Origin of the sequence: Salipiger bermudensis (assembly GCF_017309175.1) — a bacterium.
In the GTDB taxonomy this organism is placed as follows: Bacteria; Pseudomonadota; Alphaproteobacteria; order Rhodobacterales; family Rhodobacteraceae; genus Salipiger; species Salipiger bermudensis.
Window position 1 is genome coordinate 213,933 of sequence record NZ_JAEKJV010000005.1, and the last position, 16,853, is coordinate 230,785.

Below are 16,853 nucleotides of genomic sequence, written 5' to 3' on the forward strand. Positions count from 1 at the left end.
GATCACGCAGCCCGGGACCGCTTGCCCGTGTCCTCGCCGTAGAGCGCCAGCTTGAAGGGCGCCATGCCGAGACGGCGATAGGTCTGCAGGAAGCTTTCCTCGGGTCCTTCTCGATGGTCCATGTAGGCCCCCACGATGCGTTCGATCGCGGGCACAACCTCTTCGGCCGGGAAGCCCGGCCCGGTGCGCTCGCCGAGGCTCGCGGTCTCGGTGGCATCGCCGCCGAGGGTGATCTGGTAGTTCTCGACGCCGGCACGATCAAGGCCGAGAATGCCGATATGGCCCACGTGGTGGTGGCCGCAGGCGTTGATGCAACCGGAGATCTTGATCTTCAGCTCGCCGATCTCGTTCTCGATCTTCAGCTCGTCGAAGCGGGTGGCGATCTCCTGAGCGATCGGGATCGAGCGGGCGGTGGCCAGCGCGCAGTAATCCATGCCGGGGCAGGCGATGATATCCGAGATCATGCCGATATTGGCGGTCGCCAGACCGTGCGCCTTCAGGATCTTGTGGATCTGCGGAAGGTCGGACTTGTGGACATGCGGCAGCACCACGTTCTGCTCGTGGGTGATGCGCAGCTCGTCATGGCCGAAGCGGCGGGCGAGGTCGGCCATCACGCGCATCTGCTCGGCGGTGGCATCGCCCGGCGTCTCGCCATGGGCCTTGAGGCTGATCTGCGCGATGGCATAACCGCCGGCCTTGTGCGCGGTGAGGTTGCTGTCGGCCCAGGCGCGGAACACCGGATCGGCCTCGTAGGCAGTATCGAACGCCTCGGTCGGAGCGTTGCGGAAGGCGGGCGGGGCGAACTGCGCCGCGATCTCGTCGAAGAGCGCGAGATCGGCGCCGTTGAACGCCGCCTTGGTCTCGGCGAAGCGCGACGCGACACGCTCGCGGATCTCGTCGATGCCGTGCTCGTGCACGGTGATCTTGATGCGGGCCTTGTACTTGTTGTCGCGGCGGCCGAGCAGGTTCCAGACCGAGACCACGGCCTCGACATACGGCAGCAGGTCTTCCTGCGGCACGAAGGGGGCCAGCTCCTTGCCGATCATCGGGGTGCGGCCAAGCCCGCCGCCCACGAGGACGCGGTAGCCGATCTCGCCGTCATGCTCGACGACCTGGATACCGATGTCATGCGCCTTGATCACGGCGCGGTCGTTCTCGGCGCCGGTGACGGCGATCTTGAACTTGCGCGGCAGGAACTGGAATTCCGGGTGGTCAGTCGACCACTGGCGCAGCAGCTCGGCCACGGGGCGCGGATCGGCGACCTCGTCGGCGGCGGCGCCGGCGAAGTGGTCCGCGGTCACGTTGCGGATGGTGTTGCCGCTGGTCTGGATGGCGTGCATCCCGACCTCGGCCAGAGCGTCGAGCATGTCGGGCACATCACGCAACTCGGGCCAGTTGTACTGGATGTTCTGCCGGGTGGTGAAGTGGCCGTAGCCCTTGTCCCACTTCTCGGCCAGCAGCGCGAGCTGGTCCATCTGCGCGCCGTTGAGCGTGCCATAGGGGATCGCCACGCGCAGCATGTAGGCATGCAGCTGGAGATAGAGGCCGTTCATCAGGCGCAGCGGCTTGAACTCGTCCTCGGTCAGTGCCCCGGAGATGCGGCGCTCCACCTGCTGACGGAACTGGCGGTTGCGCTCTGCAACGAAGGCTGTGTCGAACTCTGTGTAGCTGTACATCTGTCAGTCTCTCCCGCGGGGGTACGTGTGGACCCCGCAAATGTCTTCGAGAAGGTGCGGCGCGGCCTCAGCCGGCGGCCTGCTTGCCGTGGTGGTAGTTGGACGGGCCGGTGGCGCGGAACTCCTCGCGGAAATGCGTGGGCTGGGGGCCGTCCTCGGTGGGGGCCATGTCGGCGAGGTAAACGCCGACCGCCTCGGAGGCGCGGGCCTGCGCGTCAAGCAGGCGGAGCTGCGCGATGGCCTCGTCGGTGATGATCTCGGCCTCGTCGAGGCGCCGCACCCAGCGGTCATCGGAGGCGAGGTAGATCACGTCGCCCTCGAGCAGGGCGTTGGCGGTGACGACTTTCGGGGTAAAGGCCTTGGGCATCAGGAAACCTCCTGTCTTGCAAATGCGATGGCGCGTGCGGCGCGCGGGGCGAGCCCCAGAAGAAGAACGGCGGGGCCGTCGAGATCGGCGGCGTCGAGATCGGCGGGCAGGGTGGCCAGCGTCGAGGGCAGCTGGCGCTCGTTCGGGCGCGAGGCGTTCGCCACCACGGTGATCGGGGTGTCAGGGGCGCCGCCATGCATCATCAGCCGGCCCTGCAGGAAGCGCGCGGCGCGCTTGCCCATGTAGATCGCGGCGACGGCACCGGGGCGGGCCAGCGTGCGCCAGTCCTGCTCGGCGAAGCCTTTGACGTCATGCCCGGTCAGCAGCCGCAGGTCGGAATTGCGCCCGCGCTTGGTCAGCGAGACGCCGAGGCTTGCGGCAGCGGCGGTCGAGGCGGTCAGGCCCGGCGTGACATGGTAGGGGACGCCGGCGGCGTCGAGCGCTTCGGTCTCCTCGTCGAGCCGGCCGAACACGCCCGGGTCGCCCGCCTTGAGGCGGACGGTGCGGGCACCGCTCGAGGCGTGGGCGATGATCAGCGCGTTGATGTCGTCCTGCTTCATCGACGGACCGAAGCCCTTTTTGCCTACGGGCAGGAGCGTGGCGCCCTCGGAGGCCAGCGACAGGATTGCTTCGGGCACCAGCTGGTCGTGCAGGATGACCTCGGCGGACTGGATCTCGCGCATGGCACGGACCGTCAGAAGCTCCGGGTCGCCGGGGCCGGCGCCGACGAAGGCCACGTGCCCGCGCGGCGGGGTCTGGGAAGGATGTGCCATCTGGATCAGTCCGCTGTGAGTGTTTTGCTTGTGCAAATATAGAACATCGTCCCCCTGGATCGCTAGGAGGGGGCGGTTTTAAAGAACTTTGTTCTCAGTAGTGACGGTGTTATGAAACAACGTCTACGGATGGACAGGAAAGAGGAAAACCCATGCAGCTCGATGGCACCGACCGGAAAATCCTTCGCGAACTGCAGCTCGATGCGGGGCGTTCGCTCGACGAGATCGCCCGCGCGGTCGGCTCGTCCAAGACCCCTGTGTGGAACCGGATTCGCAAGATGCGCGAGGGCGGCGTGATCGGTCCTCAGGTGGTGATCGCCGACGCCGACAAGCTGGGTTTCGAGGCCTGTTTCTTCGTGCTGGTGCGGACCTCGGAGCACGATGCCGACTGGCAGGGGCGGTTCCTGCACGCGGTGCGCTCGCGCCCCGAGGTGATGGAGGCGCACCGGCTGGCGGGCGATATCGACTACATCCTCAAGGTGCGGGTGCAGAACGCCCGGGCCTATGATGTGTTCTACCAGGCGCTGATCTCGGAGGTGAAGGTGCACAACGTCACCGCGCTGCTGTCGATGGAGGAGATCAAGAACACCACGGCGCTGCCGGTGTGAGGTCTGGCGACAGTGTGCCCGGTTCGATTGCATCAGGGGAGGAAGACGCGCAGCGTCGGGCCGCGGATTGGCGATCCATGCATGGAATCCCTCGATTTATCGCGGCCACATCCGAAGGACCTCGAAGCTGAGCGCCTAGCGTCACCAGATCGCCGGTCCGGGGGGCGGCCCGGCGATGCGCGGCGGCCTGCGGCCTTGATTCCGCGCGGGCACGCGGCTCAGGTGATACGGAAACACACGAACAGCGCGAGGCGCCGCCTCACCGCGCCACCACCAACCGCTCCAGCCCGTGGAACGGGTAGAGGTCTGCATAGCGCGGCGTCTCCGCCAGCCGCAGCCCCGGGCAGCGCGCAAACAGGATCGGCAGCGCCACCTGCAGCTCCAGCCGCGCCAACGGCGCCCCGACGCAGAAATGCGGACCGCCGCCGAAGGCGTGATGCGCAGGCCCCTCGCGCATCGGATCGAACCGCCGTGGATCGGCATAGACCTCCGGATCACGCCCTGCCGCGCCCAGCAGAAGACCGACCTGCTCGCCGCGCCGGAAGCGGTGGCCGAAAAGCGTCACCTCCTCGTAGGCATAGCGCATGAACAGATGCAGCGGCGGGTCGTGGCGCATGATCTCCTCGCAGACCGGCGCGGCATCGGCCTGCGATATCGAACGGCCGGTCTCGAGCAGCGTCTTGATGCCGTTGCCCATGGTGTGCACCGTTGCCTCGTGACCGGCATTGAGCAGCAGGATGCAGGTGGTGATCAGCTCTTCGGTCGAGAGTTTCTCGCCCGCCTCCTCGGCGGCAATCAGCTGCGACAGAAGGTCGTCGCGCGGATCGCTGCGGCGGGCATCGATGTACTCGGTCAGGAAGGCCGAGAAGTCGGAGGCCGCACGCGAGGCCGCCTCTTCGGTCTCGCGCGTACGTCTTGCCTGATACATCGCCACCATCGCGTTCGACCAATCGAGCAGTTGCGGCGCCATTCTGTCGGGCACCCCCAGCAGCCGCGCGATCACGATCACCGGGATGGGCTGGCAGAAGGCGGGCAGCAGATCGAACTCGCCCGCGGGGAAGGCATCGATCAGTTCGTGCGCCAATGCCTCGATCTCCGGGCCCAGAGAGGCGATGCGACGCGAGGTGAAGGCGCGCAGCACCAGCCCGCGCAACCGGGTGTGGCGTGGCGCCTCAAGCTCGAGCATGGAATGGTTCTCGACCGCGTAGAAGGGCGCAAGATGCTCGGGCACGGGCTGGGCCATCTCGGAAGGAATCTCGCGCCCGAAGCGGCGGTCGCGCAAAAGCGCATGCACCGCGCGATGCGAGGCGGCACAGACCATGCCGTAGTCCTCCCACCACGCCAGATCGCCCGCCGCGCGCAGGCGGTCGTAGAACGGGTAGGGGTCTTGCACGAAGGCGGGATCGGTCGGGGCGTGGGAGAAGCGCTGCATGTGCGCGACCCTGCCTCCGCGCCGCTTCCCTGACAAGACGGCGCTTGCTATGTCACGACGATGACGCGGACCCTGTATCACAGTCGCGGCGCGCTGCTGGCGCTTGCCCTCATCACCACCGCCGCGCTCTCGGGGGCGGTCTGGCACTATGGGTACGTGCAGGCGCTGGGCCCGCTTGCCGCGCGCGGGCAAAGCGATCTCGAGCTTGCCTCCGAGCGCCTTGTCACCCAGCTGCAGCGCTTCCGCGAGTTCGCCGTGCTGAGCGCCGATCATCCGGCGCTGAGCGGGCTGCACCATTTCGGCTCGCGCCGTGCCGCCGAGGCGACCCTGCTGCGCGGGGCCGATCGCTCGGGTGCGGCGCTGGCGGCCTATGTCGATGCCACGGGTCGAATTCTTGCGGCCTCCGAGCCGGGTCTGCCCGAGTGGGTGCTGCAGGGAGAGCCCTTCAACCGCGCGCTCGACGGGGCGCTGGGCATCGCGCATGGCGCGGGACCGGAAGGCATCGATCGCGCCTTCTATTTCGCCGCACCGAGCTTCGGCATCGACGGGCGGGTGCGCGGGGCGCTGATCGTGGTGGTCGACATCGCGCGGCTGGAGCAGGATTGGCGCGGCTCGCTGCCGGCGGTGTTCTTCACCGACAGCGGCGGCGAGATCTTTGCCACCAACCGCTCCGAGCTTCTGGGCTGGCGCCGCACCGGCCCGACCGAGGTGGTCACCGCCGACGGCACACGGCGCGAGGTCACGTTGCGTGATCCCGGTGGGCATATCGTCTGGCAGCAGCGCTTCTCGCCCTATGTGCCGGCCCATGCGCTTCGGCTCGAGAGCGAGTTGCCGGTGATCGACATGACCGGCGTGCTGCTGATGGACACCGCCCCGGCCACGCGTCTTGCCGGGCTGCAGGCGGCGGTCGTGGCCTCGGTGGTGCTGTTCTTCGGCGCGCTGCTCTGGCTGGCGCTCGAACGACGGCGCGCGCTGGCCGAGGCCAACGTGGTGCTCGAGGAGCGGGTCTCGGCCCGCACCCGGGCGCTGCAGCAATCCAACATCGCCCTGCGTCGCGAGATCGCCGAGCGACAGGAGGCAGAGGCCGCGCTCAAGCGCGCGCAGGCCGAGCTGGTGCAGGCCTCGAAGCTGAGCGCGCTGGGCAAGATGAGCGCCGGGATCAGCCACGAGCTGAACCAGCCGCTGATGGCAATCCGGTCCTTTGCCGAGAACGGGACGGCCTTCCTGGATCGCGGCAAGCAGGAGCGCGCGGCGGAAAACCTCGGGCGCATCTCGGACATGGCGAACCGCATGGGGCGGATCATCAAGAACCTGCGCGCCTTCGCCAAGGCCGAGCCCGAGCCCGCCCGCCGGGTCGGGCTGGCGGCGGTGGTGGAAAGCGCGCTCGAGGTGCTGGCGCCGCGCATCGCCGAGACCGGAACGGTGATCGACTGGCAACGCCCCGAGACCACAACGGTGGTGATGGCGGGCGAGGTGCGGCTGGGGCAGGTTGTCATCAACCTGCTCTCGAACGCGATGGATGCCATGGCCGACAGCGAGACCCGCGCCATCACCATCCGCGTCACGCGTGACGATGACGGCGGGCGGGCGATGCTCAGCGTGAGAGACACCGGCCCGGGGATTGTCGATCCGTCGCGCATCTTCGATCCGTTCTACTCCACCAAGGAAGTCGGTGCCGAAGAGGGGATGGGCCTCGGGCTGTCGATCTCTTATGGCATCGTGGAGGGGTTCGGCGGACGCCTGCGCGGCGAGAACGTCTCGGGCGGGGCCTGTTTCACCGTCGAACTGCTGCAGGCGAAGGAGATGGCATGAACGTGCGCAGGGTGCTTCTGGTCGATGATGACGCGGCAGTGCGCGAGGCGCTGGGCCAGACCTTGGAGCTGGCCGAGTTCGATGCGATCACCGCGGGCTCCTTCGTCGAGGCCAAGGACCGCATCGCCGCGCAATTCGAGGGGGTGGTCGTCTCGGACATCCGGATGCCGGGGCGCGACGGGTTCCACCTGCTCGATTACGCCCACGAGCAGGATGCCGAGCTGCCGGTGATCCTGCTCACGGGCGAGGGCGACATCCCGATGGCGGTGCGGGCCATGTCGGCGGGGGCCTTCGACTTCCTCGAGAAACCATGCGCGCCGCAGGACCTGATCTCGGTCATTGAGCGCGCGCTGCGCACCCGCGGGCTGGTGCTTGAGAACCGGCGCCTCAAGGCCCAGCTCGAAACCGGCGACCCGGCGGCGCGGATGATCTTCGGCATCTCGCCGCAGTCCGAGACCCTGCGTGCACAGGCCCGCGCCGCCGCCCGTGCCGGCACCGATGTGCTGATCCGGGGCGCCCGCGGCTCGGGCATCTCGAAGGTGGCCGAGGTGGTGCACCTGTGCTCGACCCGGGCCAAGGGGCCGTTCGAGAAGCGCTCGGCGGCGGGTCTCGGGCGCGAGGGGCTCGAGGCGGTCTGGCAGGGCTGCGCCGGCGGCACGCTGTTTCTCGACGAGATCGCGCAGCTGCCGCTCGACACCCAGCTGGCGCTGCAGGACCGGCTCGAGGCGGGCGGCGCGCGGCTGATCGCCGGAAGCGTCGAGGATCTGGGGCAGGCGGCGGACGAGGGGCGGTTCTCGGCCGAGCTCTATTACCGGCTCGAGGTGATGCAGCTGCGCATTCCGGCGCTGGCGGAGCGGCCGGAGGACATCCCCGTGCTGTTTCGCCATTACGTCGCGCAGGCGGCGGAGCAGTCTGGCCTGACACCGCCCGAGATCGGTGAGGAGGTCATCGCCGGGCTGATCGCGCGCGACTGGCCGGGCAATGCGCGGGCGCTGATGTCTGCGGCGATGCGCTTCGTGCTGGGGCTGGGCGACGAGGACGCCGCCGGCGAGGGGCTGGGGCTCACCGAGCGGCTGGCGCAGGTCGAGCGCTCGCTGCTGGCCGATGCGCTCAAGCGCACCGGCGGGCAGGCCAGCGCGGCGGCCGAGATGCTCAAGCTGCCGCGCAAGACCTTCTACGACAAGCTGGCGAAATACGGGCTGAAGCCCGAAGAGTTCCGCTGAGCCTCTCGGGCGCGTCGAACTTTGCCTTGGCGAATCACGGGCGTCTCGACGGCGAATCGGATTTGTGCGGATTTCCGCACAAGCCGCGCTGAACGACGTGCGGAATTTCGCACATGTTAGCGCGCCGCAGTTCGCCAAGGTTTGGGGTGTCACCGGTCAAGTTGCTGTTTGAAATGAAAAATATCGGAAATTGGCTCGCGTTTGAGCAATGCCTTGATGCGTCTGGCGCATGGCTGTCTTGTGCCTAGCGAAGGGCCGGCAGGGGAGCGGGCCCTCGCTCATCATCATCTCGGGAGGATACCGATGAAGAAGTTTCTGATGACCGCCGTGGCCGCTGCGGCCCTGACCACCGGCGCCACCAGCGCGATGGCGGCTTGCGACGATGGCGAAATCGTCATCAAGTTCAGCCACGTCACCAACACCGACAAGCACCCCAAGGGCATCGCCGCCTCGCTGCTGCAAGAGCGCGTGAACGAGGAAATGAACGGCAAGGCCTGCATGGAGGTCTATCCGAACTCCACGCTCTACAACGACGACCAGGTGCTCGAGGCGATGCTGAACGGCGACGTCCAGATGGCCGCACCCTCGCTGTCCAAGTTCGAGCAGTTCACCAAGGTGTTCCGCATCTTCGACCTGCCGTTCATGTTCTTGAACATGGAAGCCGTCGACGCGTTCCAGAACTCGGAAACCGGCCAGGAGATGAAGGAATCGATGGTCCGTCGCGGACTGCTCGGCCTTGGTTTCTGGCACAACGGCATGAAGCAGATGTCGGCCAACAAGCCGCTGATGATGCCCGAGGACGCTGCCGGGCTGAAGTTCCGCGTGCAGCCCTCCGAAGTGCTCAAGGCGCAGTTCGAGGCGCTTGACGCCAGCCCGCAGCCGATGGCCTTCTCGGAAGTCTACGGCGCGCTGCAGACCGGCGTGGTCGACGGCCAGGAGAACACCTGGTCCAACGTCTATGGCCAGAAGTTCTTCGAAGTGCAGGACGGCACCACCGAGACCAACCACGGTGTGCTCGACTACATGGTCGTGACCTCCGCCGACTGGTGGGACAGCCTCGACGAGGACGTGCGCAGCCAGCTCGAGACCATCGTCAACGAAGTGACCGAGACCCGCAACGCGGCGATCGCCGAGGTCGACGCCGAGAACCGCCAGGCGGTTCTGGATGCCGGCGGTGAGATCCGCGAGCTGACCCCGGAGCAGCGTGAAGCCTGGGTCAACGCGATGAAGCCGGTCTGGGAGCAGTTCACCGACGATGTCGGCCAGGAGAACATCGACGCCGCGCAGGCGTTCAACTCCGAAGTCCAGGGCTGATCACCAGCCACGGCACCCGACCGGCCCTTGGAGACAGGGGCCGGGCGGGGATCAGGGGACGCGAGGCCGTCCCCTTTTTCATATCGTCCTGAACAACGGACAGATGGCGCCGGGGCCGGGGCCCGGACGCGGAATGGGGGACGGCATGTCCAGTCATTATCAAGGCCAGAGCGCGTTTGGCCGCTTCGTCAACGAGATCGAGGAGACCGCCATCGCGGTGATCCTCGGGCTCATGACACTCATCACCTTCGTCAACGTCGTGCTGCGCTACGGCTTCAACACCGGCCTGATCTGGGGCCTCGAAGCGGTGACCATCCTCTTCGCCTGGCTGGTGCTGTTCGGCATCAGCTACGCGGTGAAGGTCACCGCGCATCTCGGCGTCGACGCGGTCATCAACCTGGTCCCGCCGACCGTGCGCCGGGTGCTGGCGCTGATCGCGGCGGTGATCTGCATCGTCTACGCGGCGCTGCTGCTCAAGGGGGCCTGGGACTACTGGGCCAACTTCGCCAACCTGCCACAGACCACCGGGCGCTTTTTCCCCACCGGCTTCGAGGAGATGAAACGGACCTCCTACCGCTCGTGGTACGAGGTGGTCGACATCCCGATGCCCGACTGGCTGCGCTTCATCGAGCCGTGGATCAACAACGGCGATGCCTACGAGAAGCTGCCCCGCTTCATCCCCTACGCGATCCTGCCCTTCGGCGCCGCGCTGCTGCTGTTCCGCTTCATCCAGGCCGGAGCGCGGATCTGGCGCGGGGACCAGCAGAGCCTGATCGTCAGCCACGAGGCCGAAGACGCGGTCGACGACGTGGCCCACATGAACCGCGAGGACTGATCTGATGGACGTTCTTCTTCTCTTCGTTTCCGTCATCGGCCTGATGCTGATCGGCGTGCCGATCGCCGTGTCGCTCGGCCTGTCGTCGATCGTCTTCCTGCTGGTGCTGTCGGACACGTCCCTGGCCTCGGTGGCGCAGAGCTTCTTCCAGGCCATGGCCGGGCACTACACCCTGCTGGCGATCCCGTTCTTCATCCTGGCCTCGAGCTTCATGTCCACGGGCGGCGTGGCACGGCGGATCATCCGCTTCTCGATCGCGCTGGTGGGCCACATGCATGGCGGCCTCGCCATTGCCGGCGTCTTCGCCTGCATGCTCTTCGCGGCGCTCTCGGGCAGCTCGCCTGCGACCGTGGTCGCCATCGGCTCCATCGTCATCGCCGGCATGCGCCAGGTGGGCTACACCAAGGACTTCGCCGCCGGCGTGATCGCCAATGCGGGCACGCTGGGCATCCTCATCCCGCCGTCGATCGTGATGGTGGTCTACGCCTCCGCGACCGATGTCTCGGTGGGCCGGATGTTCCTTGCGGGCGTGATCCCGGGCCTGATGGCCGGCACCATGCTGATGATCACCATCTACGCCATCGCGCGGGTCAAGAACCTGCCCAAGGGCGAGTGGCTGGGCTGGGGCGAGGTGCTGTCCTCGGGCCGTGACGCGCTCTGGGGCCTGTTCCTGATCGTGATCATCCTGGGCGGCATCTATGGCGGCATCTTCACGCCGACCGAGGCGGCTGCGGTGGCGGCGGTCTACGCCTTCTTCATCGCCAACTTCGTCTACCGCGACATGGGCCCGCTGGCGGGCCGGGACGGCGAGCGCAACCTCACGCTGCTGCGCAAGCCGATCGCGCTGGTGACCGCGTTCTTCCACCGCGACACCCGTGACACGCTGTTCGACGCCGGAAAGCTGACGATCACGCTGATGTTCATCATCGCCAACGCGCTGATCCTCAAGCACGTGCTGACCGACGAGCAGATCCCGCAGCAGATCGCGGCGGCGATGCTCGACGCTGGCCTCGGCCCGGTGATGTTCCTGGTGATCGTCAACGTGATCCTGCTGATCGGTGGCCAGTTCATGGAGCCCTCGGGCCTCTTGGTGATCGTCGCGCCGCTGGTGTTCCCGATCGCCATCGAGCTCGGCATCGACCCGATCCACCTTGGCATCATCATGGTGGTCAACATGGAGATCGGCATGATCACCCCGCCGGTCGGCCTGAACCTCTTCGTGACCTCGGGCGTGGCCGGCATGCCGATGATGAGCGTGGTGCGCGCCGCACTTCCCTTCCTCGCGGTGCTCTTCGTGTTCCTGATCATGGTGACCTATATCCCGATCCTGTCGACCTGGTTGCCGACCACCTTCATGGGGCCGGAGATCATCACCCGCTGATCCGGGGACGAGATCGCTGAAACGACAAACGGCGCCCTGCTTCGGGGCGCCGTTTTGCGTGGAGAGGGCGGGATCGCCTCCGGCGGGAGTATTTGCCAACATGAAGAAGCAGGGGGCAGCGCACCACACCCCTGCTTCTCTACGTTTCTAAATACTCAAAATCCGAAGCTGTCAGCTTGCTGCGGCGTTCAGGGCCTCGATGATCGGCACGAAATCCGCGGCCTTCAACGAGGCGCCGCCCACGAGCGCGCCGTCGACATTGGAGACCGCGAAGATCTCCTCGGCGTTCGACGCCTTGACCGAGCCGCCGTAGAGAAGCCGCACCGAGCGGCCCACGCCCTCGCCGAAGCGTTTCTCGAGCCGGGCGCGCATGAAGTCATGCACCTCGCCGATCTGGTCGGTGGTGGGCACCTTGCCGGTGCCGATGGCCCAGATCGGCTCGTAGGCGATGACGAGGTTGTGGCCGGTGGCGCCGTCGGGCACCGACTTGGCGAGCTGGCCGCCGATGATGTCCAGCGTGTTCGAAGCTTCGCGCTCCTCGAGGCTCTCGCCCACGCAGAGCACAACCATCAGCCCGGCCTCCCAAGCCGCCTCGCACTTCGCGCGCACGTCCTCGTCGTGTTCGTCATGGTCGGTGCGGCGCTCGGAATGGCCGAGGATCACGTAGGTCGCGCCGGCATCCTTCAGCATTCCGGCTGACACGTCGCCGGTATGGGCGCCGGAGGCGCTCGCGTGGCAATCCTGACCGCCGATGGCGATGTCCCCGGAAGCGGCTCCGGAAGCGGCGGCGACCAGCGTGGCCGGCGGGCAGATCAGCACCTCGGAGGTGCCCTTGGCGGCCTCCGCCATGCCCTCGAGTTCCGAAAGCGAGGCTTTCAGACCGTTCATCTTCCAGTTGCCGGCGGCGAGTTTCGTGCGCATGGTCTCTCCCTCATTCGGTGTGCGCCCATCATCGGGGGCGGGGCGGCGGCGTCAAGGGCGCCGCCCGGGGAGAAATGACGCAGGGGCCTGATTTTGCAAGGGTCCGGCCAGCCCCGGAGCGTCAGTTGGCCTGACGGTCGGCCTCGAGCTCGTCGAGATCCTTGAACTTGATCGATTCGCCGCAGCCGCAGGCGTCGGCGACGTTGGGGTTGTTGAACTGGAAGCCCGACTCGAGCAGCGAGACCTGGTAGTCGATCTCGGTGCCAAAGAGGAACATCTGCGCCATCGGCGCGATCATCACGCGGGCGCCGTCCTGTTCAACGACCTCGTCATTGCCGTCGGCGGTGTCGACGAACTCCATGGTGTATTCCATGCCGGCGCAGCCGCCCTTCTTGACACCGATGCGCAGCCCGGCGCGCCCGTCGCGCTCCATCAGCTTGCGCACCTGCGTCACTGCGGCAGGGGTCATGGTGACAGCCTGTTTGCCTGGAATGCCGAACATTTCGCGTCTCCTTATTCACCCGCCAAGGTAATATGCCAGCCCTGCCGTCACAAGGGGGGCGGCGGCGGGCGTCCTTGTGCGCCAGCGCTCAGGTCTCTTTCGCAGCAGCGCGCAGGGGTCTTGCCGGGTTTCCGGCCACGGTGGCGCCCGGGGCCACGTCGCGCGTCACCACGGCGCCGGCGCCGATCACCGCGTCATCGTCGATGCGGACGCCGGGCAGGAGGATCGCGCCGCCGCCGATCCAGACGTTTGCGCCGATGCTGATCGCCCGCCCGAATTCGAGCCCCGCGTCGCGGGTGGCGCCGTCGCGCGGGTGATCGGCGGTGAGGATCTGGACGTAGGGGCCGATCTGGGTCTTGGCGCCGATGCGGATCGGGCAGACGTCGAGGCAGACGCAGCCGTAATTGAAGAACACGCCCTCTGCGAGGTGAATGTTGTAGCCGTAATCGACGTGGAACGGTGCCCTGAGCGCCACCGCCTCGGGGCAGGTTCCGAGGAGCTGCCGCAGCAACGCCGGCCGGGCATCATCGCCGTAGATGGTGGCGTTGTACTCGGACATCAGCCTCTGTGCGCGCTTGCGGTCGGCGGCAAGCTCGGGATCACCGGGATCATAGAGATCGCCGGCCATCATCTTCTGCTTCTCGGTTGTCATGCCGCCCTCCGCCGCTGCGAGACCCCGAGCCTGTCAAAGCCCGGGGCAGGGCGCAATGGCGACGCTCAGGCGGCCTCGGCGGGCGTGGCCTCGGGGAAGATCGCCTGCGCCTCGTCGTCAAGCTTGCGCGCCTCCTTGAGCAGCGCCTCGCGCACCTCGCAGGCCATCGTCCAGGCGAGGTTGGGATCGGGGGTCGGCACGAGGAAGACCACCTCCTGCCCGAACACGTCGTGGCCCTTGACGTAGACGCCGCGGTCCTCGGCGCGATCCTCGGGGACGTCCATGTCGTCGAGGATCTGTTCGTATTTCCTGCGCAGCGCTTCGATATCGGCCTTATGAGACAACCGCAGCACCACCTGCTCGATCAGGAAATGCTCCTTCATGGTCCAGTTCTCGAACGGCTCGGAAACAAAGTCCACCACCGGCACCACCAGCCGAGAACCGGTCCAGACGCGCAGCTGCACGAAGGTGAAGTGGATGCGCTCCACGGTGCAGAAGCGACCCTGGTAGATCACCTTGTCGCCGATTCGGGCCGACTGGTTGAGGGCGATCTGGAGCGACGCCATTATATTGGTGAGCACGTTTCGCCCGGCATAGGCGAGAATGATGGTCGCCGTACCGGCACCGGCCAGCAGCGACACCCCGAGCGAGCGCATCACGCTGGCCTCGTTGATGGTGATGCCGGCCCCCACCAGCACCACGATGACGATCACCGCGCGACGCGCTGCCGAGATCCGCGTGGCGACGTTGCGGCGCTGCTCCATGCCGTCGCCCATGGCGGCGAGTTCCTCGTCATCGAAGTTCACCAGCCGTGACAGGATCACGTCGGCGACGTTGACGATGAGCCAGAGCGTGGCGACCACGAAGCCGAGGATGATCAGCGGCGACAGGACGGTGTCGATGCGGCCGGAGAACACGAAGACCTTGCTGGTCAGCACCGACATGGTCAGCGTCACCACGGCCAGCGTCAGCGGACCGCGGGTGGCCACCAGCATCGAGGTCGGCGAGTCGCGATGGGTGCGGCCGAGCCCCTTGGACATCGCCTTGTTGAACAGGAAGCCCACCAGCGTGGTGATCAGAACCACCAGCGGGAAGGCGCCCACCTCGTACCAGCGCAGGCCCCAGAAGGCCTTCTGGCGCAAGGGCTCGGGCAGCATGAGCTCGAAATCGGTCGGTCCGTAGGCCTCGGCCAGCGCCGGAAGCGACATTACGGTCTGCCGCGACACCAGCCAGACCGGCTCGCCGACCGCAGGCTTGATTCGATTGATGCGGATTGGCACCGGACGGTCGCCAAGCTTGACGTACCAAAGCAGCAGCGAGCGCCGCGGCTCGCCCGCCATCGGCGCGTCGGTGGTACGTGCATCGACGGCGTCGGGCCGGTCGCGCAGGTCGTACCAGTCGATGATGATGCGGCGATCGAGCAGAGTGGCGAACTGCTCGGCGCGTTCCGGACCGACCTTGGCCTGCTCGTCGGGCGGGATCGCCGAGAGGTCGAGCATGTGCGCCGCCTGGCCCCATTCCTCGGCGTCGGCCCGGAACAGGAAACTCTCGAGGCTCGAGCGCGGCGTGGTGCGGTCGATATTGCCGGGCGGCGCGCCGAGGCCGGGATTCACCTCGGTGACACGATACCAAGAGTCGAGGCCGCTTTGCTCCTGCGCGTGCGCGCCGGGCGCCTGCAGGAGCAGCGCGGTCAGCGCGCAGAGGGCGGGGAGGAGGGTACGGACAAGCTGCAGCATCGCGATCAAACGGCGAATGCGGCCGGTTCGTTCCCGTTTGTGGTAAAATAAAACCGCCGGCCTCTGACGGGGCCGGCGGGCGGTTTACATGAAGCCGAGTTCGAGGCGGGCCTCGTCGCTCATCATGTCCATGCCCCAGGGCGGGTCGAACACCATCTCGACATCGACCTCCTTCACGCCGGGGACGGCGCCGACCGCGTCCTGCACCCAGCCCGGCATCTCGCCGGCGACGGGGCAACCCGGCGCGGTCAGGGTCATGATGACCTTCACGGCGTTCTCGGCGTCGATCTCGATCGTGTAGATCAGGCCGAGATCGAAGATGTTGACCGGAATCTCCGGGTCATAGACCGAACGGCACGCTTCGACGCATGCCTCGTGCAGCGGGTGCTCGGTCGAGGAGGGCGCGATCAGCGGGGCGCCTTCGAGCGGTGCGTCATCCATGGCCTGTCCTTTGTCTGCTTTCCTGAGGGATTATATAGGAAATCAGACCGGGAGGGTAAAGGCCGCAACCGCATGTGCCGCCTGTGCGGAGCCGCTCACAGCACGTGCGTGGCGATCCAGTGCCGCACCGTCTCGAGCCGGCCGCGTGCCACCGGGATCACGCTCTCGTCGGTGAGGCGCAGCACCGGTTTGCCGGCGTCCCGCCCGAGCTCGCGCACCGAGTGCCGAGGCACCCACCAGGAGCGGTGCGGCTGGATGCCGTCCTCGTCCCGGGTCTGGGCGACGATATCCGAAAGCCGCGCGCGTTGGCTCAGGGTGCCGTGATGCATGCGCACGTGGACGTGATGCTCGCGCGCCTCGATGACCGAGACCTCGCCGAGGGAAATCGGCTGCGATCCGATGTGTATCTTGCGGTCTTCCGAGTCGGGGGCAGGCTCGGCGAAACCGGGCTCGGCGCTTGCCGCGTTCTGGGGCGCTGGTGCCGGCGCGGCCGCGCGGTCCGTCGTGGTCGCGGAAGGGGCCACCCTCGGCAGCACGAAACGCGTGAAGATGGTCTCGAACATTATCACCGTCACCGCGACATACCAGATGCGTTTCAGAAGCAGCGGGCGCAGCGCGTCGCCTGCGGCCCAGCTCAGGCTCGTCTCCATCGCCACAAGGGTCGGGGCAAACGCCAGAAGGCTGACCACAGGCCAATAGATCGCGGGCTCGGTGCGCCCGCTGAGGTAGCGCAGCGCCGCCAGCCCGAGCATGATCGCGGCGTGAACGCAGATGTAGAGGATGAAGGCCGCCACCCAGGCGATCGCATAGAGTCCCAGCGGCACCGACGCGAACAAGTGACTCGGATCGGAGACCAGCAGAATCACCAGCACGAATCCAAGATAGATCCACGTCAGGCGGTGCTCGAACAGCGCCAAGAACTGCCGGATGCTCAGGTCGATTGGCTCCAGCGTGGTGGCCCGCAGGTTCAGATTGGTTCGAAGAAAATCATGCACGTCAAAATATCCGGCTCAACTGCGCCTCGCTCAGAAATGCATGCGATTGTCAGGGAAATCAAGGCGCTCCACGGGCGGTGACGCGAGCCATAGGGGGAGGCGTGGTACGCTTGGTCAGGGCATGTGCCGGCCGGGGGCGCGCACCCACGTGGCTCTCTGACGGCACAGGATCATTTCGCGAGGGG

At 66.9% G+C, this 16,853-nt stretch carries 16 protein-coding genes; 6 read left to right on the forward strand and 10 right to left on the reverse strand.

What is annotated here, in order from left to right; translation table 11 throughout:
- Positions 1 to 2: 2 nt before the first annotated feature.
- From JF542_RS08985 to cobA, 3 genes are all read right to left on the reverse strand, one after another.
- Positions 3 to 1,676, reverse strand: a complete 1,674-nt coding sequence (locus tag JF542_RS08985; RefSeq protein WP_207075583.1) for a nitrite/sulfite reductase — start codon at positions 1,674 to 1,676, stop codon at positions 3 to 5.
- 67 nt (positions 1,677 to 1,743) lie between these two features.
- Positions 1,744 to 2,043, reverse strand: coding sequence for a DUF2849 domain-containing protein (locus tag JF542_RS08990; protein WP_207075584.1), 300 nt, complete (start codon positions 2,041 to 2,043; stop codon positions 1,744 to 1,746).
- Positions 2,043 to 2,816 (reverse strand): uroporphyrinogen-III C-methyltransferase, encoded by a 774-nt coding sequence (gene cobA / locus JF542_RS08995; protein ID WP_207075585.1) that lies wholly within the window; start codon positions 2,814 to 2,816, stop codon positions 2,043 to 2,045. Before cobA ends, JF542_RS08990 begins: the two co-directional genes overlap by 1 nt.
- A 152-nt stretch (positions 2,817 to 2,968) precedes the next feature.
- Here cobA and JF542_RS09000 point away from each other — a divergent pair, with 152 nt between their 5' ends.
- Positions 2,969 to 3,424: an Lrp/AsnC family transcriptional regulator gene (locus tag JF542_RS09000; protein WP_207075586.1), complete on the forward strand. Its 456-nt coding sequence runs from the start codon at positions 2,969 to 2,971 to the stop codon at positions 3,422 to 3,424.
- A 259-nt stretch (positions 3,425 to 3,683) separates the two neighbouring features.
- On the opposite strand, the gene JF542_RS09005 is transcribed toward JF542_RS09000, so the two are convergent.
- Positions 3,684 to 4,856, reverse strand: a complete 1,173-nt coding sequence (locus JF542_RS09005) for a cytochrome P450 (protein ID WP_207075587.1) — start codon at positions 4,854 to 4,856, stop codon at positions 3,684 to 3,686.
- A gap of 60 nt (positions 4,857 to 4,916) precedes the next feature.
- Between JF542_RS09005 and JF542_RS09010 the strand changes: the two genes are divergently transcribed.
- The 5 genes from JF542_RS09010 to JF542_RS09030 all read left to right on the forward strand — a co-directional run bounded on the left by JF542_RS09010 (position 4,917) and on the right by JF542_RS09030 (position 11,421).
- Complete coding sequence (locus tag JF542_RS09010; protein WP_207075588.1) at positions 4,917 to 6,668, forward strand: sensor histidine kinase; 1,752 nt, start codon at positions 4,917 to 4,919, stop codon at positions 6,666 to 6,668.
- On the forward strand, positions 6,665 to 7,891 hold the full coding sequence (locus JF542_RS09015) for a sigma-54-dependent transcriptional regulator (RefSeq protein WP_207075589.1): 1,227 nt from the start codon (positions 6,665 to 6,667) through the stop codon (positions 7,889 to 7,891). The genes JF542_RS09010 and JF542_RS09015 overlap by 4 nt, the downstream gene beginning before the upstream one ends.
- A gap of 303 nt (positions 7,892 to 8,194) precedes the next feature.
- A complete protein-coding gene (locus JF542_RS09020; protein ID WP_207075590.1) occupies positions 8,195 to 9,205 on the forward strand; it encodes a TRAP transporter substrate-binding protein in 1,011 nt (336 codons plus the stop codon).
- A gap of 145 nt (positions 9,206 to 9,350) precedes the next feature.
- On the forward strand, positions 9,351 to 10,040 hold the full coding sequence (locus JF542_RS09025; RefSeq protein ID WP_207075591.1) for a TRAP transporter small permease: 690 nt from the start codon (positions 9,351 to 9,353) through the stop codon (positions 10,038 to 10,040).
- Between the two features lie 4 nt (positions 10,041 to 10,044).
- Positions 10,045 to 11,421 (forward strand): TRAP transporter large permease, encoded by a 1,377-nt coding sequence (locus tag JF542_RS09030; protein WP_007799617.1) that lies wholly within the window; start codon positions 10,045 to 10,047, stop codon positions 11,419 to 11,421.
- A gap of 171 nt (positions 11,422 to 11,592) precedes the next feature.
- Here the strand turns inward: JF542_RS09030 and tpiA are convergent, their stop codons facing one another.
- From tpiA to JF542_RS24570, 6 genes are all read right to left on the reverse strand, one after another.
- Complete coding sequence (gene tpiA, locus JF542_RS09035) at positions 11,593 to 12,342, reverse strand: triose-phosphate isomerase (RefSeq protein WP_207075592.1); 750 nt, start codon at positions 12,340 to 12,342, stop codon at positions 11,593 to 11,595.
- 121 nt (positions 12,343 to 12,463) lie between these two features.
- Positions 12,464 to 12,844: a HesB/IscA family protein gene (locus JF542_RS09040; protein ID WP_207075593.1), complete on the reverse strand. Its 381-nt coding sequence runs from the start codon at positions 12,842 to 12,844 to the stop codon at positions 12,464 to 12,466.
- 88 nt (positions 12,845 to 12,932) lie between these two features.
- Positions 12,933 to 13,496 carry a sugar O-acetyltransferase gene (locus JF542_RS09045; RefSeq protein WP_207075594.1) on the reverse strand — a complete coding sequence of 188 codons (564 nt, stop codon included), beginning with the start codon at positions 13,494 to 13,496 and terminating at the stop codon, positions 12,933 to 12,935.
- A 65-nt stretch (positions 13,497 to 13,561) separates the two neighbouring features.
- On the reverse strand, positions 13,562 to 15,232 hold the full coding sequence (locus tag JF542_RS09050; protein ID WP_242533676.1) for a mechanosensitive ion channel family protein: 1,671 nt from the start codon (positions 15,230 to 15,232) through the stop codon (positions 13,562 to 13,564).
- An 84-nt stretch (positions 15,233 to 15,316) separates the two neighbouring features.
- The gene (locus JF542_RS09055; RefSeq protein ID WP_007799625.1) at positions 15,317 to 15,673 is read right to left on the reverse strand and encodes an SUF system Fe-S cluster assembly protein; all 357 of its coding nucleotides are present in this window, start codon (positions 15,671 to 15,673) and stop codon (positions 15,317 to 15,319) included.
- A gap of 95 nt (positions 15,674 to 15,768) precedes the next feature.
- Complete coding sequence (locus tag JF542_RS24570) at positions 15,769 to 16,668, reverse strand: LytTR family transcriptional regulator DNA-binding domain-containing protein (protein ID WP_207075596.1); 900 nt, start codon at positions 16,666 to 16,668, stop codon at positions 15,769 to 15,771.
- Positions 16,669 to 16,853: the final 185 nt, after the last annotated feature.